Annotated in this window: 19 protein-coding genes; 11 read left to right on the top strand and 8 right to left on the bottom strand. The window is 59.7% G+C overall.

Annotation, left to right across the window (positions count from 1 at the left end):
- Nucleotides 1-92 precede the first annotated feature (92 nt).
- On the bottom strand, nucleotides 93-3,599 hold the full coding sequence (locus AC1DIG_RS06965) for an alkaline phosphatase family protein (protein WP_477766691.1): 3,507 nt from the start codon (nucleotides 3,597-3,599) through the stop codon (nucleotides 93-95).
- Nucleotides 3,600-3,633: 34 nt separating this feature from the next.
- On the bottom strand, nucleotides 3,634-4,611 hold the full coding sequence (locus AC1DIG_RS06960) for a hypothetical protein (protein WP_477766690.1): 978 nt from the start codon (nucleotides 4,609-4,611) through the stop codon (nucleotides 3,634-3,636).
- Nucleotides 4,612-4,825: 214 nt separating this feature from the next.
- On the opposite strand from AC1DIG_RS06960, the gene AC1DIG_RS06955 reads away from it, so the two are divergent.
- Entirely contained in the window at nucleotides 4,826-5,782 is a 957-nt protein-coding gene (locus tag AC1DIG_RS06955) for a hypothetical protein (RefSeq protein WP_477766689.1), read from the top strand.
- 11 nt (nucleotides 5,783-5,793) lie between these two features.
- On the opposite strand, the gene AC1DIG_RS06950 is transcribed toward AC1DIG_RS06955, so the two are convergent.
- Complete coding sequence (locus AC1DIG_RS06950) at nucleotides 5,794-6,609, bottom strand: sulfite exporter TauE/SafE family protein (protein ID WP_477766688.1); 816 nt, start codon at nucleotides 6,607-6,609, stop codon at nucleotides 5,794-5,796.
- 114 nt (nucleotides 6,610-6,723) lie between these two features.
- On the opposite strand from AC1DIG_RS06950, the gene AC1DIG_RS06945 reads away from it, so the two are divergent.
- The 3 genes from AC1DIG_RS06945 to AC1DIG_RS06935 all read left to right on the top strand — a co-directional run bounded on the left by AC1DIG_RS06945 (nucleotide 6,724) and on the right by AC1DIG_RS06935 (nucleotide 8,257).
- Entirely contained in the window at nucleotides 6,724-7,494 is a 771-nt protein-coding gene (locus tag AC1DIG_RS06945; RefSeq protein ID WP_477766687.1) for an AraC family transcriptional regulator, read from the top strand.
- A 94-nt stretch (nucleotides 7,495-7,588) separates the two neighbouring features.
- Nucleotides 7,589-7,906: a helix-turn-helix domain-containing protein gene (locus AC1DIG_RS06940; protein ID WP_054593632.1), complete on the top strand. Its 318-nt coding sequence runs from the start codon at nucleotides 7,589-7,591 to the stop codon at nucleotides 7,904-7,906.
- 30 nt (nucleotides 7,907-7,936) lie between these two features.
- Nucleotides 7,937-8,257, top strand: coding sequence for a helix-turn-helix domain-containing protein (locus AC1DIG_RS06935; RefSeq protein ID WP_477766686.1), 321 nt, complete (start codon nucleotides 7,937-7,939; stop codon nucleotides 8,255-8,257).
- Between the two features lie 82 nt (nucleotides 8,258-8,339).
- On the opposite strand, the gene AC1DIG_RS06930 is transcribed toward AC1DIG_RS06935, so the two are convergent.
- Nucleotides 8,340-9,395, bottom strand: coding sequence for an MBL fold metallo-hydrolase (locus tag AC1DIG_RS06930; protein WP_477766685.1), 1,056 nt, complete (start codon nucleotides 9,393-9,395; stop codon nucleotides 8,340-8,342).
- 202 nt (nucleotides 9,396-9,597) lie between these two features.
- Between AC1DIG_RS06930 and AC1DIG_RS06925 the strand changes: the two genes are divergently transcribed.
- The gene (locus AC1DIG_RS06925) at nucleotides 9,598-10,206 is read left to right on the top strand and encodes a TetR/AcrR family transcriptional regulator (RefSeq protein ID WP_477766684.1); all 609 of its coding nucleotides are present in this window, start codon (nucleotides 9,598-9,600) and stop codon (nucleotides 10,204-10,206) included.
- Between the two features lie 212 nt (nucleotides 10,207-10,418).
- The gene (locus tag AC1DIG_RS06920) at nucleotides 10,419-10,955 is read left to right on the top strand and encodes a DUF1003 domain-containing protein (RefSeq protein WP_477766683.1); all 537 of its coding nucleotides are present in this window, start codon (nucleotides 10,419-10,421) and stop codon (nucleotides 10,953-10,955) included.
- Here AC1DIG_RS06920 and AC1DIG_RS06915 read toward each other — a convergent pair.
- Complete coding sequence (locus AC1DIG_RS06915) at nucleotides 10,940-11,902, bottom strand: LysR family transcriptional regulator (RefSeq protein WP_477766682.1); 963 nt, start codon at nucleotides 11,900-11,902, stop codon at nucleotides 10,940-10,942. The two genes, AC1DIG_RS06920 and AC1DIG_RS06915, sit on opposite strands and share 16 nt — an antisense overlap.
- A 15-nt stretch (nucleotides 11,903-11,917) precedes the next feature.
- Here AC1DIG_RS06915 and AC1DIG_RS06910 point away from each other — a divergent pair, with 15 nt between their 5' ends.
- Both AC1DIG_RS06910 and AC1DIG_RS06905 read left to right on the top strand, forming a co-directional pair.
- A complete protein-coding gene (locus AC1DIG_RS06910) occupies nucleotides 11,918-12,628 on the top strand; it encodes a CTP synthase C-terminal region-related (seleno)protein (RefSeq protein ID WP_477766681.1) in 711 nt (236 codons plus the stop codon).
- The gene (locus AC1DIG_RS06905) at nucleotides 12,625-12,957 is read left to right on the top strand and encodes an antibiotic biosynthesis monooxygenase family protein (protein WP_477766680.1); all 333 of its coding nucleotides are present in this window, start codon (nucleotides 12,625-12,627) and stop codon (nucleotides 12,955-12,957) included. Before AC1DIG_RS06910 ends, AC1DIG_RS06905 begins: the two co-directional genes overlap by 4 nt.
- Here AC1DIG_RS06905 and AC1DIG_RS06900 read toward each other — a convergent pair.
- Nucleotides 12,945-13,274, bottom strand: coding sequence for a DUF2025 family protein (locus AC1DIG_RS06900; RefSeq protein ID WP_477766679.1), 330 nt, complete (start codon nucleotides 13,272-13,274; stop codon nucleotides 12,945-12,947). The two genes, AC1DIG_RS06905 and AC1DIG_RS06900, sit on opposite strands and share 13 nt — an antisense overlap.
- 250 nt (nucleotides 13,275-13,524) lie before the next feature.
- Here AC1DIG_RS06900 and AC1DIG_RS06895 point away from each other — a divergent pair, with 250 nt between their 5' ends.
- Complete coding sequence (locus AC1DIG_RS06895; protein WP_477766678.1) at nucleotides 13,525-14,652, top strand: glycerophosphodiester phosphodiesterase; 1,128 nt, start codon at nucleotides 13,525-13,527, stop codon at nucleotides 14,650-14,652.
- A 348-nt stretch (nucleotides 14,653-15,000) separates the two neighbouring features.
- Nucleotides 15,001-15,321 (top strand): PepSY domain-containing protein, encoded by a 321-nt coding sequence (locus AC1DIG_RS06890; RefSeq protein WP_477766677.1) that lies wholly within the window; start codon nucleotides 15,001-15,003, stop codon nucleotides 15,319-15,321.
- An 86-nt stretch (nucleotides 15,322-15,407) separates the two neighbouring features.
- Here the strand turns inward: AC1DIG_RS06890 and AC1DIG_RS06885 are convergent, their stop codons facing one another.
- Together AC1DIG_RS06885 and AC1DIG_RS06880 are read right to left on the bottom strand one after the other, a co-directional pair.
- A complete protein-coding gene (locus AC1DIG_RS06885; RefSeq protein ID WP_477766676.1) occupies nucleotides 15,408-15,854 on the bottom strand; it encodes a hypothetical protein in 447 nt (148 codons plus the stop codon).
- Between the two features lie 113 nt (nucleotides 15,855-15,967).
- Nucleotides 15,968-17,593: a methyl-accepting chemotaxis protein gene (locus AC1DIG_RS06880; protein ID WP_477766675.1), complete on the bottom strand. Its 1,626-nt coding sequence runs from the start codon at nucleotides 17,591-17,593 to the stop codon at nucleotides 15,968-15,970.
- A gap of 278 nt (nucleotides 17,594-17,871) precedes the next feature.
- Here AC1DIG_RS06880 and AC1DIG_RS06875 point away from each other — a divergent pair, with 278 nt between their 5' ends.
- Nucleotides 17,872-18,894 carry a transporter gene (locus tag AC1DIG_RS06875; protein ID WP_019693178.1) on the top strand — a complete coding sequence of 341 codons (1,023 nt, stop codon included), beginning with the start codon at nucleotides 17,872-17,874 and terminating at the stop codon, nucleotides 18,892-18,894.
- Nucleotides 18,895-18,974: the final 80 nt, after the last annotated feature.

The raw sequence follows: 18,974 nt of genomic DNA, 5'->3' as shown, positions 1-18,974 counted from the left end.
CTGACCGAGGTGTCGGGGCGAATGACTGCGACCTGGGAGGTTGAGTCGAACTCAGGCCTTGAAAGCGTCAGCGTTCGACTCAGCTTCCTCCCTCACTTACCCAACCCACTAATCTTCCACGGGCACACCGCTTCCCTCACCCCGCTCGGTCCAACAATTTCCGGTGTCTGCCCCAACGACCTCGCACTCAGCACTTTGCCCACCTGCTCGATCAACTTATCAAACCCCAACGTCGCATTTTCCTGCTGCAACTTGCGCAGTTGCTCCACCACGGCGTAGGTGAAGGCGCCGTAGCTGGTGGAGCCAACCTCATACTCGTTGGCTTTTTCGTTTTCTCGGGCGGCGTAGAGCATCAGGGGCATGTAGGGGCCGTGGTGGCCGTAGAGTTTGCCTTGGCGTTGCAGTTGCGCTTTTTTCTCGGGGCGTAGGCCGGTGGCGGCGCCTTGGGTGCTGCGGGTGCGGGTGAGTCCGCGGGAGGTGTGGTCGTGTTCGCTGAAGTCGCGGCCGTCGCTGTCGGCGGCGTACACCCGGCGGTCCCAGTCGCCGGCGTAGGGGTCCCAGCGCAGCATGCGGTGGCGGATGTCGCTGGGTGGGGTGATGCCGCGCACGCGGCCGTTGCCGCGGGTCATGCCGCCGGCGTAGCAGCAGTCGAACATGACGGTCAGTTTGGCGCCGTGGCCGTTCGGGTCAAATGGCAGGTGGCTGTAGAACTGGCGGAACAGTTTGTCGGTGAAGTGGGTGTTTTCGTCGTCCCAGTCGAAGTCGTAGAGCACCAGGGTTTCGTCCATGCGGTCGGCTTCGCCGCTGCTGCTGTAGGCCGGCAATTGGGTGCCGTGGCCGGAATAGAACAGCACGCGTTCGTCGCCGGCGCGGGCGCCTTCTACCAGCCATTCGAGGCGCTCGACGAAGTTCGCCCGTGTCGCTCGGGCGTCGTGCAGCAACCGAATGTCGCCAGCGTCGTAGCCGCTTTCCTGGAGCATGCGGCTGATCAGGTAGGTGTCGTTGATGCAGCCGTCGAGGCGCGCGCCCGGTTCGGGGTAATCGTTGATGCCGACCACTAGGGCGCGGCGTTTGCGTTGGCCGCTGCGGGACAGGAACGCCGGCACTTCCAGAGCGCTTGCCGCCACCACATCGCGAGCCAGTTGTGGCCAGAGGCCGGTCTGGCTGGTGGCGGACGATAAGTAAGCTTGCGCTGCGTGATTGAGGTCGAGCAGGTCATCACGCAGCGGCACGCTGAACTCGGTTTGCAGGTCGACCCGTGCCGAGTCTGGCGAGGTGATCGGCCGGGTCAGCAAGCCGTCGTTGGGGTTGTAGAGGTGGAACCAACGGCGAATGCCTCGTCCGTTTTCACTCAGGCGCATGACCCGCCCGCCCCACACTTCGCGCATCACCAGTGGCAGTGCGATGGGCGAGCCGAAGCTGACGAACACCCGGCCATCGACGAGTTTCAGCGCCGAACCTTTCTTGGCCACCGAACGGCGCAAGGCGTCGTAACCGATCAGGCTGCCCAGCCCTTGGGCGAAGATGATCTGCGGGTTGAACGCGTCGATCTTCGCCAACAGGTGTTGGGTCAGTGCGGTGCGTAAATCGGCGTCTTCGATCCATTGCACGATGGCGCCGACGGTGGTGCGCAGCATCTGATTGACCGGCAGGCCCCAACTGCCGAAATCCTCGTCGGCCTTGCCCCTGGCGTCGTCCCGCAACATGGCCAGGCCGCGGGTGATCTGGGCGAAGTCTGGTCCAGACTTGAGTTGATCATCGAAGGGCAGAAAGTCGATGTCCTGGTCGTCGATAACGCGACCGTTCTGCGCCAGTTGGCTGCGGATCAGCGTGCGCCATTGCTCCCGCCAGTTCGCGTCGGTACTGCCCTGCCCATTGGCGGGCTGCGTGAATCCCACACCCGGCAGGCACAGGACTCGCAGTTGCGCGGGCACAACAGCCGGCACCGCCCCAGCTTGCAAGGTTTTGACGGCGGGCGCCGCAACGCCAGCCACCGTTTGACCGTGGGCAGTGGCCATCAAATCCTGCAGGCGCCGCAGTTTCGCCTCCAGGCTGTCGGCACTGGGCGCGGCGGACGTGAGGGCGGCCTGGCCGGGATCAACCAATGCCCGGGTGCGGCTGTCGAGGAAACTGCTGACACCTTGGGCGCTGTTTTTCCAGATCTGCTCCGGATCCAGGCCATCGAGGTAACCGGTGGCGCTGTCCACCACCTGCCGGCTTTGGGTCGCCAGTTGGGACTCGATCAAGGGCAGCCCGGCGCGGCTTGGCACGGCGGTGGCGGCCAGTTTCGGTGCAGGAGCAACGCTTGCGGCTGTGCGCCAGATCGGCGCGTTGCCGAAGTGCTGGGCCGCGACCACCCTTGCACCCAGGGCACTGCGCGGCAGTTGGAAATGATCGCAGAGAAAGGCCAGCAAACTGGTGTGGTCGTAATGCTGCGCCTGGAGGTTGTCGGTCCACGGAATCAGACCGGGATTGAGCCACGGCGAGGCGAGGATCGCCGGTACGCGGATGCCCAGCCGAGTGAAGGGATTGGGCCAGTCGACATCAACCGTTGACCCCGTCGCCACGCAAGTCGGTGGCACCACATGGTCATGGAAGCCGCCATGCTCGTCGTACAGCAGCACGAACAGGGTTTTGCTCCAGAGGTCGGAGTTGGCCGACAAGGCGTTGAACACCTCACCGACAAACTGATCGCCAAAGCGCAGGTCTTCCGGTGGATGGTGCGAAACGTTGGGCCCGAGTTTGCCGTTGAGCAGGCCATAGCTCGGCTCGATCCACGACAGTTCGGGAAGCTTGTTACCAGCAACATCCGACTTGAAGTCGTCGATGCTCATGTGCTGCAAGCCACCTTTGACCAGCGCCGCCAGCGGGATGGCACCGTCGGAATAAATGCGCACGTCGTGGCCCTTGTCGCGCAGCAGCGAAAAAATGCTGTCGCCACCAAATTGTGCGATCAAGCTCTTGATACCGGCCAGCACGGTGCCTGTGGAGGGCATCAGCAAGTGGCCGTTGCAACTGCCGAGCATGGCGAAAAAACGGTTCGGCCAGGTCGGGCCCGGCACCGAGGCAAACCAGCGGTCGCACACGGTGAAGTTGCGCGCCAGCCCCTGGATCGCCGGCAGCGGATCGGCGGCGGGCGTGGAGCCAAACGGGATGTAGTTCATCGCCCGCTGGGCCATGGATTGCGAGTAAGTTTTGTACACCTTCAGATCGTTGCGGGCCTTGTCGTAGGCGTCCTGCGCAAAGCCATCGAGCTTGGGTGCAGTCAGGCTGGTCTTGAGTGACACATCCAGTTGCTTCACCACATCGACGAACTCGTGACCCAGGTCGAAACCTTCGCTGTCCTTGGCCGGCAGCGCCGGTGGCGAAGGCGCGGGCGGTGCCCACAGGGCGAAGTAGTCAGGTGTTTCCGCCGTTTGAGTGATCACCGCCGAATTACCACTGGCGTCCTTCAGCGGGTTGGTGCTCGGCGCTTTACGGTTGATGCCGTCGCACGCGGGGTTGATGCTGGTGTAATCCCCCAGCAGATGATCGAACGAGCGGTTTTCCATCATCAGCACAACGACGTGCTTAATCTCGTCGGGCCAGTTGTTCGACATGCTGCTCTCCCTGAGTTGATGTGCCCGATCGAGCTCAGGGCTTGGGCTGTGGGACTGTTTTGCTGCCCGTCAGGCGGATCATCTGGCTCAACATCTTGAACCAGAAGTCACCGCCCAACGAGGCAGCCAACGCCGCCGTCATGACCCCAAGCAACCAGTAGCCGAACCAGGCGATTTTGTTTGTCTGATCGTGGTGTAAAAACGCCGGCAAGTTGTTCCAGCCGATAGCGCCCTGAGGCAGCGCCTGCAAACTGCTCAATGCCGAATCGAACTGGCACTGGGCCTTGTCATCCCGATTCGCGCAGGCTTGATCGAGCGTTGCGGATGCGCTGTTCGTCGCCAGATTGTTGGCCATCTGCATGCCTGCCGCGTGCAACGTGTCATTGCGCACCATGCCCTGCATGAGGTCGAACGCGTTGACATTGAGCACCAGGCAAATCACCAGCGAGCAGACCAGCGAAACGACTTTGGCATTGCGCCGCATCCAGCCTTCGGCGCGGTCCATCACCGCATTGATCCAGTGCTCCAGCCGGGTCTTGAACGCGCACAGCAGCTCCTGGGCCGTGGTGACTTTGGCCTGGGCCGCCGCAAGCATCGTCGACAGTGCGCGGCGCAAGTGCTCGGACGGAACCTGCGCAATGCCCTTGGTCAGGGCTGCATTGAGTTCGTCGAGGGGAATATCCAGAGTCGTGGTGTCGTCTTTGTGCAGCAGCAGCGTGATCACCACCTGCGCCAGCATCGCCGGGTCCAGGTAACTGGGGCGATTGCCCGGTGGCGCCATGGACTGAATCATCGGGTGATCGAGCACCTGCTGGAAGAACGCGAGGTCGCTGTCGTTCAGCCCCTTCAATTTGCCGGTGAACAACAGCTTCAGGGCGTTATAAAGGTACTTCGCCCGGACTTTCTGGAAGAACGATTGAATGATTTCAGTGAGGGTGGTGACGAAAATACCCAGCAGCGTGAACAGCGCCAACATCCCGAGAATCGCGTCCAGAACGACCGACCCAAACATCCTTACCTCCTTGTAGATGTGGCACAAAGTCAGCTCGAATCAAGACCTCAGGATGAGGAAAGGAGCAATGCGGCCCACCTCACAACGCTAGTCAGGCTATGGGGTCTTGTCCAATTGCAAAGGGCGTTGATGCGACGAACGTGAATCAACAGGTGCGCCATCACGCGCCACCCGCTATTAATACGCCACCTACCTCTCAAGGACCCGAGCGCGCATGAAATTCGACACCGCCTACTGCATCAGCCTCGACGACAAGCTGTCGATCTATGACGTGCGCGATCTGAACTTCGACGAAACCATGGACTTCGACTCGGCCAAGGAGCGCTTCCAGTGCCCCAACGACGACTGTCGCACGGCGTTCGACGAGGCGAATGGGCTGGGGACGTTCAACGCGAAAAACGTCAATTACATCCGCACGCCGCACTTCAAGAACCTGCCCGGCACCCGACATATCGAAGGCTGCCCTTATGTCAGCCTCAGAACGCCGGCGTCAGAAGGTGCAGAAACGGACGACGGGCCAGAGGAGCACTTTCCGTCAGAGCTGCTGCTGACCCGGCGTCAGTATGTGCGCAAGCCGTACACCCCACTGCCGGATGTCGATGCGCCTCGGGAACAGCCGCAACCGTCTGCCACGACCAGCACTACCGAGCACCCGACTCGCGAGTCGGCACCGGACAAGACCAGCGTCTTCGCTCACCCGGTGGAGTGCTTCGTGTCGAATTTCGATAACAAGGACCTGCTCAAACGCATGCCGCTGAAGATTGGCGAGCACACGGCGTCTTACGGCGCGTTCTTCAAAAAGATCGAATACCTGCAGGACAACAAGGGGCTGATTTACTGGGGCAAGATCAAGGCGATCAAGGACTACAACACCAGTTTCCGCATCGATTTCGAGAAGAAGGTCTGGCTCGACAAGAAGCCCTTCTCGGTGAACGTCTACCTGAGCAAAAACCTGATCGAGAACTACCGCAAGCGCAAAGCCTTCCTGGAGGAAATCAAAGGCGCCATCGGCAGCGAGCGGGAGCTTTATTGCTTCTTCTATGGCGTGACGCCGGAGTTGAAGCAGGTGCCGAGCAAGAAAAACCCCGAGCAGACATTCAGGGTGTTCAGTGGTGATATCGAGAATCTGGATCACTTCATTATTCGGGAGGTGCCGGGGTTGGAAGGTTGATTACACCACGCTCAACTCAAGCACATGCCGAGCATTACCAGAATCAACAGACCGACGTAAACCCGCGCATGCACCCGATCCGGTATGCGTCCGATCCAGGGCGTTGCCAGGCGAATCCCGAGCATCGAACCCAGGGTCAACAGTGCAAAGGCCAGCAGGTCGACGTAACCGATAAACCAGGGGCCCAGATCGAACGGTGTGAATCCGGCCATGACCATATAGGTCAATGTTCCGGCCAACGCTACGGGCAGGCTCAACGGATTGGCCATGGACGTCGCCTGGGACATGCTCAGACCACAACGTCGCAACAACGGCACGGTCATGACGCTGCCGCCGACGCCGAGAAACGTCGCAATCGCGCCAATGCTCACGCCGCCACCGGAGACTTCCGCCCTGCCCAACCGCCGTGGGGTCATTCCGTCAGCGGCTGTGAGAAAACCGCGTCGTAGCAGGCAATCCACAATCGTGACGCCCAGATAAGCGATGAACGCATAGCGGATCACTTCGCCGTCCATCCACATCGCCGCGATTGCACCAAAGACGGCGCCCAGCCCGATGAACCCGCCCAGTGGCCACAGGTAATGCCGAACAAGGTTACCTGCGCGACGGTGTTTGCCGGTGGCGACCGAGGCATTGACGATCATCACGCAGGTCGACGTGGCGACCGCTATGTGCATCGCCGATTGGCTGACCGGGTCGTCAGCACCATGGCTGAATATCAACATCCGATACAGCAGCGGCACCACGACGAACCCACCACCAAATCCGAACAGCACGGCGGTGACGCCAGTCATGCCGCCAAAAAGCGCCAGCAGAAGATAAAACATTGAGCATCGTCCATCGGTTGAGTGGGGCTCGACGATAGAAGGACGCTGCTTGGCCTGCTTCAGCAAGTCAGCCAATAATGTTTGCGTTTACGCCAACCGCTGGATGCTTGTTCTATGCGCAACACATCGATTGATTTGCTCGACCACACGCCACGCGCCGTGGTGGCGATTGGAACGGATTATCCGAATGGGCATCTGCTGCCGCGTCACCGCCATCGTCGGGCGCAGTTGTTGTACGGCGCCACGGGTGTGATGCAGGTCAGCACCGACGACGGTAATTGGGTAGTGCCACCGCAGCGCGCGGTGTGGATTCCAGCGGGTGTGCCGCATGAAGTGTTGATGCTCGGGGTCAGCACTCGCAGCCTGTACATCGAACCCACAGCGATGAACGCGTTGGGCAGCAATTGTCAGGTGATCGGGGTTTCAGCGCTGCTGCGGCAACTGCTGATGGAAGCGGTGGAGCTGCCACTCGAATACGCTGAAACGGAACGCGACGGTGTGTTGATCAGTTTGTTGTTGCATGAACTGGCACGCAGCGCCCGCCTGCCCCTGCACATTCCGCTGCCTGCGGATAAACGCCTGCTCGCACTCTGCCAGAGTTTCCTCCAGCAACCTGACGTTCATCAGTCACCACAGCATTGGGCCGATCAGTTGCACATCAGCCTTCGCACCTTCAACCGATTGTTTCGTCAGCAGACCCTGTTGAGTTTTAGCCAATGGCGGCAACGCGCCTGCGTCGTACTGGCTCTGGCGCGGCTCGCCGCAGATGAACCGGTGACGAGGATTGCCCTGGATTTCGGCTACGAAAGCCCTGCGGCGTTTTCGACGATGTTTCGCCGGGTGCTGGGGCAAGCGCCCACCGCCTACCTTGAAGAACCGAAATAGCATCGATCAAAAAATTGAGTTTGATCCGGGTTGAAAACAACTGTACAAAAACACAGTACTTATTGAATAACCCATTTCGAACCCGGAGAAAACCATGGCCTCTCTTGCGATGAAAATCACCCTGGAACGTATCGCCCTTTTCCAATTCACCCCCGCACACAGCGCACAAGCCCGTGCGATGCTGGGCTGGTCGCTGGAGGAGTTTTCCAGGGAGTCCGGGGTTACCGTTGAGGCTATCCGCCGGTTTGAGGCGGGCGGTGAAGTGCTCGACGTCACCCGCCTGGCCCTCGCCTATCGGTTTGAAGCCGAAGGCCTGGTGTTCTTCCCAGGCTTTGCACCGGGCCGAGGCATGAGCGTCAGAGGCTCTACGCCAGACCCGGTGGGACGGGCGGATTACGCGATGATTGAGTGATATCCAGAAAAATATATCAAGGATCTAGACATGATTGAGATCGAAGGAAGCATCGGAAATATTTATGACGACCTAGAAAGTCGAGACACCATCGAAATGCACCTTAAAGCCCAGCTCGCGGCAAAGATCGGCGAAATCATAAAGGCTCGCCACCTGACCCAAGTTCAGGCCTCCGAGATCCTGGGGTTATCACAGCCAAAACTTTCCGAAATGCTTCGCGGAAAATTTCGGGGCATCAGTGAAGCCAAGATGATGGAGTGTCTCTCACGGCTCGGACGCGATGTACAGATCATCGTCAAACCAGTGCCGAGATCGAGACGCGAAGGTCGGATTGAAGTGGTTTTCTCCTGATAGGGGTTCCCTTCCCCCAACACTGGCAGAGTCTGCTGTACCAGCATCTGCGCAGAACAATCCGTGGAATAGGCGTACGTCCCTAGCTATTAACGATCAACTGAACGGTCGTCTCTTCAACTTCCAACCACCAGGCCTCCCCACGTTGCGGTTGGCCAAGGCTGAACGCTTCGCCCATTTGTGGTGTGGTGATGGAAACACTGCGCTCCCAGGCCAAGGCCAATATGCGGTCGAAGGGTTCGTGCCAGGCGTGCATCGACAAATCGAAAGTGCCGTTGTGAATCGGTAGCAGCCAACGGCCCTTGAGGTCGATGTGGGCTTGCAGGGTTTCTTCCGGTTGCATGTGGATGAGCGGCCAGTCGACGTTGTACGCGCCGGTTTCCATCAGGGTCAGATCGAAGGGGCCGAACTGTTCGCCGATCGCTTTGAAACCGTCGAAGTAACCGGTATCACCACTGAAGAAAATCCGTTTGCCACCATCAATCATCACCCACGAGGCCCAGAGCGTGCTGTTGCCATCGAACAGCCCGCGACCGGAAAAGTGCTGCGACGGCGTGGCAATGAAATGAATCCCCTCGATCTGAGTGCCTTCCCACCAATCCAGTTGACGCACTTTGCTCGCATCGACACCCCATTTGATCAGCGTCTCACCCACACCCAGCGGCGCAAGAAAGTGTTTGGTTTTGTCCGCCAGCTTGAGAATCGACTGATGATCGAGATGGTCGTAATGGTCATGGGACAGAATCACCGCTTCGATCGGTGGCAACTCCTCGAGGCTGATCGGTGGCTGATGAAAGCGCTTGGGGCCGGCCCATTGCACCGGCGATGCGCGTTCGGCGAAGACCGGGTCCGTCAGCCAGAACTTGTCGCGCAGTTTCAGCAGCACGGTGGAATGCCCCAGCCGAAACACGCTGTGATTCGGCGCGTCGAAAAGCTGTTCGCGAGTCAGCGCTTGAACCGGAATAACACCGGCCGGTCGTGTGTTACTCGGCTTGTGGAAAATCATGTTCCAGAAAATTCGCAGGGTCTTGCGAAAGCCTTGCCCCGGTACGGCCGCATGATTTTGGTATTGCCCCTGCTCTTGCCGGGACGTTTTCAGTTCAGTGGCGCTATCCGCCTGGTAAGAGAAAGTGGCCATGTTTGAGTGACTCCAGAAAAACCGACGAGGTGCGGCGTTTCTTTTTCGGACGATAAATGGCCAATGCACGCACGCGTCAGCCGCAAACTCTATTTTTTAACCGCTCAACTACACTGCACAGTGTAGTTTCAAGATTGCAACAAAGCCGTGAGCAAGTAAACTGCCGAGTGTAATTCTTCCTTTTTTCTGCCGAAGCGTATTTATGACAGCTCCACAGCGCCTCACCGACCGTAAACGCGAAGCCATTGTTCAGGCGGCGATTGCCGAATTCCGTGCCAACGGTTTCGACATCACCAGCATGGACAAGATTGCCGCCACTGCGGGCGTGTCGAAGCGCACGGTGTACAACCACTTCCCCAGTAAAGAAGAGCTGTGGACTGAAATCCTGCAACGATTGTGGACCAACGTCACCGCTCAACAGGACAATTGCTATCGCACAGACCTGCCGCTGCGCGAGCAGCTGGGCCAGCTACTGCACTGCAAATTGGAGCTGCTGGGAGACACCAATTTCCTTGATCTGGCACGGGTTGCCATCGCCGCCACCATCCATTCGCCAGAACGGGTCCAGGACATGGTCGAGCGCATTGGCGAACGTGAAGAAGGGCTGACCTCCTGGATTCGCGCGGCTCAGGCTGACGGTCGGCTCAAGCCTGTAGATCCAGCCTTTGCTGCCCAGCAGGTACAGGGAATGCTCAAGGCATTTGCCTTCTGGCCGCAGATCTCCCTGAACTGTCCGCCACTGTCACCCGAGATGCAAACGACGGTTGTGGAGTCGACGCTGGACATGTTTCTGGCCTGCTATCAACGGTAGGCATTCAGTGGCTTTGAAGGACTCGTATCAGTGCACGTGGAATAAATGACACGGTTCACGTGTTTTACCCCATGGGCGGAAGCTCTGACTAAATACAACAAAGTGTTTCAAAGCGTATCGGACACAAGGATCAGCACAAAAAAGCGGTCGCGTCAGCCAAGAGGCTGCCGGGCTATAGTGAGTCTCAGTCCCATGGCATTGCAGAGAGCATCATGAATTCAACCAAGCCTGAAACAGAATCTGTTGCCCCCGTCGATCACTTGCGCTTCCACCGGCCGCACGCTCATCTGGCATCGACGTTCGGCAATGACACCTTTGCGTTGAAGGCCGAAGCGTTTGCACGCTTCTTCGGCACCCCGACCTTTCTCGGCGCACAAACCCTCATTGTCGTGGTCTGGATTGCCCTGAACGTCACGGGGTTAACGACCTTCGACGTCTACCCGTTTATCCTCCTCAACCTCGCGTTCAGCCTGCAAGCAGCCTATGCCGCGCCATTGATTCTGCTCGCGCAAACCCGTCAGGCCGCCCGCGACAAAGCCCAGTCCGAAGCCGACGCGCTACACCGCGAGACCTTGGCGATTGCCAACACCGAACGGCAAGCACAAGCCGCGAAGACCTCCGCACAGTTACTGGCGTTGCTTGAGCAAAACACCCGACTGACCGAAATGACCAAAGAGCTGACTGAGCGCATTGAAAACCTGACCACGGAGATGCATCAACACGTTCTGAAGGATCAGCAACGCTCCTGATCCGGCAATTGCACCCTGCGTGATAACTCGTCGAACAGCGTCACCACCGAGCGCAATGCGCGGCAGTCCGGACGGGTCAGCAACCACAGGCTGGTGTCGTAACCGAGCAGGGGTTCGCTCAATGGGTGCAACCCCTGCGCCGGGTCGATCAGAAAGTCCGGCAACGCGGCCACCCCAAGCCCGGCGCGTACCAACTCGGTGACCGAGTGCATGCTGTTGCAGCGATAGCTCGGCAGCACACCGGGAAATTGCTGACGACGCCAGATCACGGTCGGATGGTCGGGCAAAAAGTCATCCGGAGCGATCCAGCTCAACCGCGTCAGATCACTCGGCTCGACCGATTTCAGATACGCCGCACTCGCGCACACCCGGTACGACACAGCGCCCAATCGCCGCCCAACCAGATGCTCCGGGGGTGAGCGGGTCAAGCGCAAGGCGATATCGGCATCGCGGCGGCTGAGGTTGGCGAAATCGTTGGAGGTGCTCAGTTCCAGGGTCAGCGCCGGATACGCCGGCATGAACTGCGCCAGTGCCGGCAACAGCAACGCGTGCAAGACCGAATCGGTGCAGGTCAGGCGCACGGTGCCGCTGATGACGTCACCGCCCTGCTCCACGCCAATACGCGCGGCTTCCAGCGCCTGCTCCGCGCGTTCGGCCTGCTCGGCCAGTGTTCGGGCCAGGGCGGTCGGCAAATAACCGGCGCGACTTTTCTCGAACAGCGCCTGACCCAACGCCGCTTCCAGGCGCCGAACCGCACGAAACACCGTCGAAACGTCGACCTTCAACAGCGCCGCCGCCCGTGCCAGAGAGCCGCCGCGCACCAACGCGAGAATCAAGGCGAGGTCCGGGTAATCCAGCTGATAGTGCAGCGATGCATTGAACACTTGGGTAAACGCCACTATTGATTGCGTGAACGCCAATCTATAGTGGGTTTCAACAATCAACAAGTCTTGGGAGACACCATGGAAGCGAGCCCTCAACTGCGTATTGCACTGATCGGTGACTACGACCCACAGGTCACTGCTCATCAGGCAATTCCCCTGGCGCTGAACATGGCCGCACAACACGCTGAAGTCGAAATGCACGTTGAGTGGCTGGCCACTGACCAGATTAATGCAAACACCCAACTGGCTGACTTCGACGGCTTCTGGTGCGTGCCTGCCAGCCCTTACCGCAACATGGACGGCGCGCTGCGGGCGATCCGTTTTGCCCGGGAACAGCAGCGGCCCTTCCTCGGCACCTGCGGTGGTTTTCAACACGCGGTGCTGGAATACGCGCGCAACGTTCTGGGATGGGCCGATGCCGAGCATGGCGAAACTTCGCCAGACGCCATTCGCACCGTGCTCACGCCGCTGACCTGCTCGCTGGTCGAGATCGTCGACAGCATCCGGTTGATTGAAGGCTCGCTGATCGCCAACGCCTACGAGGCCACAGAGATTCATGAAGGCTATCACTGCCGCTATGGCGTCAATCCGGCGTTCGAAGAACAACTGCTGACACACAACCTTAAAGCTACCGGTCACGATTCGGCAGGTGATCTGCGGGCCGTGGAGCTCAGCAATCATCCGTTCTTCGTCGCCACCTTGTTTCAACCTGAACGTGCGGCACTAGCCGGCACCCTTCCCCCCTTGGTCAACGCCTTTATCCAGGCCTGCGCGAGGAACGCCAGATGATCGCCAACACGCCTTCACCGCCTTACTACGCAGTGATTTTCACCTCACTGCGCACCGCCGCCGATCAGGGTTACGAGCAAGCAGCACAGCACATGGTCGAACTTGCCCGCGACCAACCAGGGTATCTCGGTGTGGAGTCGGCCCGGGGTGAGGACGGGCTCGGCATCACCGTTTCCTACTGGTCCAGCGAAGAAGCAATTCTCGCCTGGAAGCAACACGCCGAGCACAGTGCAACTCGCGAGCGCGGGCGCTCGACCTGGTATGAAGCGTTTCACACGCGGGTATGCAAAGTCGAACGCGCTTATGCCTTCGAGCGTCAGCCGGCCTGAACCCGACGGCGCAGCGCACTGATTTCCGGTAAATCCTCACGCCGCATATAAACCCGCAGCGGTTCAGTGATGTTGATCCGGTCGTCGATGTTCTGCTCCAGCAGCAAGCGGATCAACTCGCGCTTGAGGGTCATGGCTTGACCGTCCTCAGGCGCCCAGACGAATTCGCTGGCAGGGATGATCGCGTCGTCGGCGACGTCCATGCCAAAGGCGTCTTCGCTGAAGCGGACGATGTACCGGGCGGTCTTGCGATTGAAACCGACGAAGCCTTTGAGTTGGTCGGCGGCCTGGCAGATGAGTTCGGACGTGATGCGCATGGTAAACCTCACGGATGCGTCCCGAAGGACGGCTGAACGATGGTTTACACGCAGGGGCGGGATAACGGATGTTTCGGAATTTCCCTCTGACGGGGAATTTGCCGAGGTGGATCGTACTGCAAAGGGCTGCACAAAAGCGCGGAAAAATCGCCCCTCACACACGTTAATGTCGGTTTGGCGATAGCGCATCCGGCGCTCAATTGTTAAAAGGTAGGTCTTTGAAATCGCTTCTTACGAAAGGACCTCGACAATGCCTGTTACCTTCACCAAAAGTGCCCTGTTGCTGAGTCTGATGCTCGGCCTTGGCCAGGCACAGGCTACCAGCCAGCAGAGCCCGACCGCTCTGGCCACCGCCACCGGGATCCCGCACCCGGCAGTGATCGCCCACCGCGGCGCCTCTTTCGATGCACCGGAATCCACTGCCGCCTCCTACAAACTGGCGCGCGACCTGGGCGCCGATTACCTGGAAATGGACCTGCAACGCAGCAAGGACGGCGTGCTGTTCGCCTTGCATGACAACAACCTGCAACGCACCACCGACGTTGCCACCAAGTTTCCTGAACGCAAGGACAGCCCGGCCAATGCGTTCACCATCGCCGAACTCAAAACCCTGGATGCCGGCAGCTGGTTCAATACCGCGCACCCGGATCGCGCACGCGCCAGTTACGCCGGCCTGAAAATCCTGACCCTGGACGAAATCATCGATATCGCCGAAGGCAACCCGCTGCACAAGCCGGGGCTTTACATCGAAACCAAAGAGCCAAAACAGTTTCCCGGCATCGAGCGCGACCTCAAGGACAAGCTTCAGGACCGTGGCTGGCTGAGCCCGGCAGGCTCCAAGCTGGCCAAAAGTGAGCTGAGCGTCGGCCAGGGCAAAGGCAAAGTGATCCTGCAAACCTTCGAGAAGAGCAGCCTCGAACTGCTGCAAAAAGAAATGCCGCAAGTGCCGAAGATTCTCCTGCTGTGGGTGGGCGAAGGCAGCATCGAGCCCAAGTCGAAGGTGACCTTCGCCGAATCCGGGGACAAGGACAAAGCCACTTACTACGCCAAACAGGAACCCAAGGACAAAGCCGAATTCGAGCAATGGGTCGACTACGCCAAGTCTCAGGGCGCCATCGGCACTGGCCCTTCGGCAGCGCTGACCAACGGCGGCGATCAAAGCTATTCGGACCTGGTGCAACCGTGGATGAACCAGTACACCCACGACAAAGGCATGTTGGTGCACGTCTACACCATCGACGATGCGGTGGACTACAAGAAGGTCATGGACGCCGGTGTCGACGGCATCTTCACCAACCGCGCCAGCGAACTGCTCAAGTACTACAAGCGCCCGGCAGCGGGCAGCGTTGCGCAGTTGCTTGAGAACAACGGCTTCTGAGTGGCCGCCCGCTATTGATCGCTCCCGAGAGGGAGCGTCACGGGTGGTACGGCAAAACCAGAGGGGCCACGTAATCCCCCGTAGCAGCTGGCGCAGCCTGCGTTCGGCTGCGCAGCAGTCGTGAAACCTGTGTCTGCGTTGAACCTGAAACTCCGTGTTGCCTGATTCTACGACTGCTGCGCAGCCGAACGCAGGCTGCGCCAGCTGCTACGGATTTGGCAGTGTTCAATAGCGCGCCGTCTCATGATGCTTTGCGCGGGAACGTCCAGGCTCAGGCGATTTTAAGGATGAATTAAGTTGCGCTGGCTAACCTGACGCCACTTAAACAGCTCACCCAAGGAATGCCCCATGAAGACGTTGACTGCCCTGTTCACCACCGCGGCCCTGACCCTGACAACCGGTTTTGCCATGGCTGATGTGCGCCCGGACCTGATCCCGGGTCTGCTCAAGGACGGTACGGTGATGGACATGCAGAAACTCAATCAGGCCGCGCTGGCCGAGCACCCTGGCACTACTGTCGCAAACATCACCGACACCGAGCTGGAGCACAATGCCAAAACCAGTGCTTATGAGTACAAGGTCGAAATCCGCGACGCGAAGAACGTCGAATGGGACGTGAAGCTGGACGCCAAAACCGGCAAAGTGCTGAGCAACACACAAGACAAGTAAATCGAACCGACACAGAAGCCGTACACCCTTGAGGTTGTGCGGCTTTTTCGCATCTGATGGGTATGACCGGCAACACCGCCGCGCCGTTACGCCGTCGTACTGACCAACGACCCCGACGTGCTGCTGCCGGACTCTTGCAGCGCTTGCGTCAACGCCGCCGTAGCGGTTTGCAATGAACCCGAGGTGGTGGCGATCTGCGATTCGGCAGCGGCGACTTTCGCCGCTTTGGCATCCGCGCTTTCCTGACTGGCCTGAGCGGCTTGCAGTTGTTGCATTTGCTCCTGCAATTGCTTTTGCAACTCGGCGATCTGCTTGCGCAGTTCTTTTACCGTGTCCGACTCACTGCTGCTCGAACTGCTGTCACCTGATGCAGGCGCGCCGCCGCCGGCTGTAACTTTGCCACTGTCGGCAGTCGAACTGCCCGTCGCGGTGGTGCTTTGCGTGATGTCGGTATCGGTGCTGTCGCTGATGGCCGTCTTGCTGGTGGTCGTGGACAGAGTCTGATTGATCGAGACCGATGTGAGGCTGACCATGGGTGTTTCCTTCGATGAGGTTAGGGATAACCGAATCATCGACGCGCAACACCCGCACTTGAGATCAATCGTGTACCGACACGGTTAGCGTGCCGATACACATTTCCAGTTGGCTAGGCACCGAGGCGTGCCGTCACCGCATTCAATTGCCCCGACAACCCGTGCAGGTTGTTGCTCGCCGCTTCAGTGCGCTGCACGTTGTCCAGATTGGTACTGGCGATGCTGGTGATCTCGGTCAGGTTGCGCGAAATGTCTTCGGCCACCGAGGTCTGTTCTTCAGCAGCGGTGGCGATCTGGCGGTTCATGTCGCGAATCGCCTCCACCGACGCAGTAATGCGCTCGAGCATGGCCCCGGCCTGCGTGACCTGCTCAACACTTTCCTCGCTGCGCGACTGGCCGCTTTCGATGGCCTGCGCCGCATCTATCGCACCGGTCTGCACACTCTGGATGATCTGGTTGATTTCGATGATCGACGCCGCCGTGCGCTGGGCCAGGCTGCGCACTTCATCAGCCACCACGGCAAACCCGCGCCCGGCTTCACCGGCCCGCGCGGCTTCGATGGCGGCGTTCAGTGCCAGCAAGTTGGTTTGCTCGGCGATGCCGCGAATCACTTCCAGCACCTTGCCGATGCGCCCGCTATCGGTTTCCAGTTGGCGGATGACCGTCGCAGTGTTGGCGATTTCACCGCGCATCTGGGTGATGGTGTGAATCGTGCCCTGCATGACTTTCTCGCCCTGTTGTGCCGACTGATCGGCATCATCGGCGGCCCGTGCCGCGTCGGCCGCATGACGAGCAACTTCCTGGGCGGTGGCGGACATTTCGTTCATCGCCGTGGCGACTTGATCCGTGCGGTTGAACTGTTCGCTGGTGCCATGGGCCATCAACGTCGCAATCGAGTTCAGCTCACCGCTGGCGCTGTCCAGATCCGAGGCGCTGCGCTGCAAGCGGCTGAAAGTCTCGGCAAGGAAATCGCGCAGCGTGTTGGCCGCGACCGCCAGCCTGCCCAACTCATCCTGACGATCACTCGCCACCCGCTCAGCGAAACGGCCCTGGCTCAAGTGCGCGACGTATTCGATCAGTTTGCGGATCGGTTCCACCAGATTGCGGTTGACCAGCCACAGGCTGAGCAGGCCAATCAACAGGCCCGACACCAGCATTACCAGGATGCCCAGCAGCACGGTGCGATCGGCGCTGGCGCTGATCAGCGTCGATTGCTCGCGGCCCTGCTTGCGCAATTCGTTGACCAACTCGCTCATCTGTTCACTGGTGGCGCGGTCCACGCCTTTGACCGCGTTATCACCGGCCGAAGGATCGGCACCGGCGGCCAGGTAAGCCTCCCGACCTTTCTGATAAGCAGCGCCGAGCACCCGGTGCGCATCACGCAGGCTTTCAAGGCGGGATTTAAGGGATGGGTCGATACCCGGCTGGCGGGTCAACTCGCCGAGAATGTTCTGTACATCACCCTGACGGTCCTCGAACTGCTTCCAGTATTTGTCCAGGTCAGCCGGTTGCTTGCCGCGCAACAGGACGTTTTTCCACTCCTGAACCTGAGCCTTGAATTGCAGGTTGGCTTCATCAATCAGTTGCGAGGTCCGTAACGGGCCTTCGATCAGGTTGCGATAGTTCTGCACCCCGCTGGAGAGAAAGTGAAAACAGGCCAAGGCAATCAGCAACATCGCGATCAGGCTGCCGCTCAGCAGTGCGAGGATTTGCGCTCTCAGGGATTTTTGCAAAAACATCGAGTGATACTCATGACAGGGATAAGGCTCGCACCAGTACGGCATGCGAGATGTCCGGACCTCCCTGTCGACAACATGCGGGCCGGACACCAAAGTGCCTGAGCCAACTTAGCCGTCATCGGCAGGCGCCACGGTTTCTTGACGCCGATCCGACCGCCGGTAGAAGTTCTATTACACGCGCCACCAAACTGTCACAAAACCGTCAAACCGCGTTGCCATGATGCCGCTCATGTGAGCCTGTGAAACGTACGACAGGCGCCTCCCTTCAGCGAGACTCCATGAACCACAGCATCGATCAACGCCACCGCGATTCTGACCTGTTCGGCCTGCTCTACGGTTTCAGCTTTCGCCCGGGCGAACGCGGCCGCGAGATCGATTCGGCCAAGGCGCTGCAGTTGCTGCAACAACCGGGCGCCGAGGACGAGTTCCTCTGGCTGCACCTGAACCTCGCCCACGCCGCGTGCGAGCGCTGGATGAAAGCGCACCTGGAGTTGCCGGAGGAGTTTTTCGAAGCCTTGCATGAAGGCTCGCGTTCGACGCGCATCGAGCACGTCGATTCGGCGCTGCTGGCGGTGGTCAACGACGTGGTGTTCAACCTCAGCAGCATGGTGTCGTCAGACGTCTCGACCCTTTGGGTCTGCGCCCGCAGTCGCTTGATCATCAGCGCGCGCCTGCAACCCCTGCACTCGGTGGACAAGCTGCGCTCTTCGGTCAAGGCCGGCGAATGCTTTCGTTCGCCACTGGAACTGCTCGTGCATTTGCTCCGCGACCAGGGCGAAGTGCTGACGCAGATCGTGCGCAAGACCAGCCAGAGTGTCGACCAGATCGAAGACGAGTTGCTGTCATCGCGGCTGTCCACCAACCGTGCCGAACTGGGCGCCAATCGTCGAGTGCTGGTGCGCTTGCAACGGTTGCTGGCGCTGGAGCCAGGTTCGTTGCTGCGCCTGCTCAACCGTCCGCCGCAATGGTTGCAAAAGGACGACGTCAAGGAACTGCGCAAGTCCACCGAGGAGTTCGCACTGATCATCAACGACCTCACGGCGCTGGGCGAACGGATCAAGCTGTTGCAGGAAGAGATCGCCGCCAACCTCAACGAGCAGAGTAACCGCACGCTGTTCACCCTGACCGTGGTCACCGTGCTGGCGCTGCCGATCAACATCATTGCCGGCTTCTTCGGCATGAACGTCGGCGGGATTCCCCTTGCCGGCGACCCGGAAGGGTTCTGGATTCTGGTGGCACTGGTCGCGACGTTCACGGTACTGGCCGGGCGCTGGGCGTTTCGCAAGCGGGCGGATTATTGATCCGCCCCCACCTCCCCCCCTCGTTCCCACGCTCAGCGTGGGAACGATCGGTGGAACTGCTAAAAACCCAAACACTGACC

The organism is Pseudomonas sp. 05N431 (genome assembly GCF_056397005.1).
This window is presented reverse-complemented; position numbering and strand designations above follow the sequence as displayed.

What these genes read in the sequence shown, in the direction of transcription:
- AC1DIG_RS06965 (WP_477766691.1), bottom strand. Translation starts at nt 3,599, where the DNA reads ATGTCGAACAACTGGCCCGACGAGATTAAGCACGTCGTTGTGCTGATG.
- AC1DIG_RS06960 (WP_477766690.1), bottom strand. Translation starts at nt 4,611, where the DNA reads ATGTTTGGGTCGGTCGTTCTGGACGCGATTCTCGGGATGTTGGCGCTG.
- AC1DIG_RS06955 (WP_477766689.1), top strand. Translation starts at nt 4,826, where the DNA reads ATGAAATTCGACACCGCCTACTGCATCAGCCTCGACGACAAGCTGTCG.
- AC1DIG_RS06950 (WP_477766688.1), bottom strand. Translation starts at nt 6,609, where the DNA reads ATGTTTTATCTTCTGCTGGCGCTTTTTGGCGGCATGACTGGCGTCACC.
- AC1DIG_RS06945 (WP_477766687.1), top strand. Translation starts at nt 6,724, where the DNA reads ATGCGCAACACATCGATTGATTTGCTCGACCACACGCCACGCGCCGTG.
- AC1DIG_RS06940 (WP_054593632.1), top strand. Translation starts at nt 7,589, where the DNA reads ATGGCCTCTCTTGCGATGAAAATCACCCTGGAACGTATCGCCCTTTTC.
- AC1DIG_RS06935 (WP_477766686.1), top strand. Translation starts at nt 7,937, where the DNA reads ATGATTGAGATCGAAGGAAGCATCGGAAATATTTATGACGACCTAGAA.
- AC1DIG_RS06930 (WP_477766685.1), bottom strand. Translation starts at nt 9,395, where the DNA reads ATGGCCACTTTCTCTTACCAGGCGGATAGCGCCACTGAACTGAAAACG.
- AC1DIG_RS06925 (WP_477766684.1), top strand. Translation starts at nt 9,598, where the DNA reads ATGACAGCTCCACAGCGCCTCACCGACCGTAAACGCGAAGCCATTGTT.
- AC1DIG_RS06920 (WP_477766683.1), top strand. Translation starts at nt 10,419, where the DNA reads ATGAATTCAACCAAGCCTGAAACAGAATCTGTTGCCCCCGTCGATCAC.
- AC1DIG_RS06910 (WP_477766681.1), top strand. Translation starts at nt 11,918, where the DNA reads ATGGAAGCGAGCCCTCAACTGCGTATTGCACTGATCGGTGACTACGAC.
- AC1DIG_RS06905 (WP_477766680.1), top strand. Translation starts at nt 12,625, where the DNA reads ATGATCGCCAACACGCCTTCACCGCCTTACTACGCAGTGATTTTCACC.
- AC1DIG_RS06900 (WP_477766679.1), bottom strand. Translation starts at nt 13,274, where the DNA reads ATGCGCATCACGTCCGAACTCATCTGCCAGGCCGCCGACCAACTCAAA.
- AC1DIG_RS06895 (WP_477766678.1), top strand. Translation starts at nt 13,525, where the DNA reads ATGCCTGTTACCTTCACCAAAAGTGCCCTGTTGCTGAGTCTGATGCTC.
- AC1DIG_RS06890 (WP_477766677.1), top strand. Translation starts at nt 15,001, where the DNA reads ATGAAGACGTTGACTGCCCTGTTCACCACCGCGGCCCTGACCCTGACA.
- AC1DIG_RS06885 (WP_477766676.1), bottom strand. Translation starts at nt 15,854, where the DNA reads ATGGTCAGCCTCACATCGGTCTCGATCAATCAGACTCTGTCCACGACC.
- AC1DIG_RS06880 (WP_477766675.1), bottom strand. Translation starts at nt 17,593, where the DNA reads ATGTTTTTGCAAAAATCCCTGAGAGCGCAAATCCTCGCACTGCTGAGC.
- AC1DIG_RS06875 (WP_019693178.1), top strand. Translation starts at nt 17,872, where the DNA reads ATGAACCACAGCATCGATCAACGCCACCGCGATTCTGACCTGTTCGGC.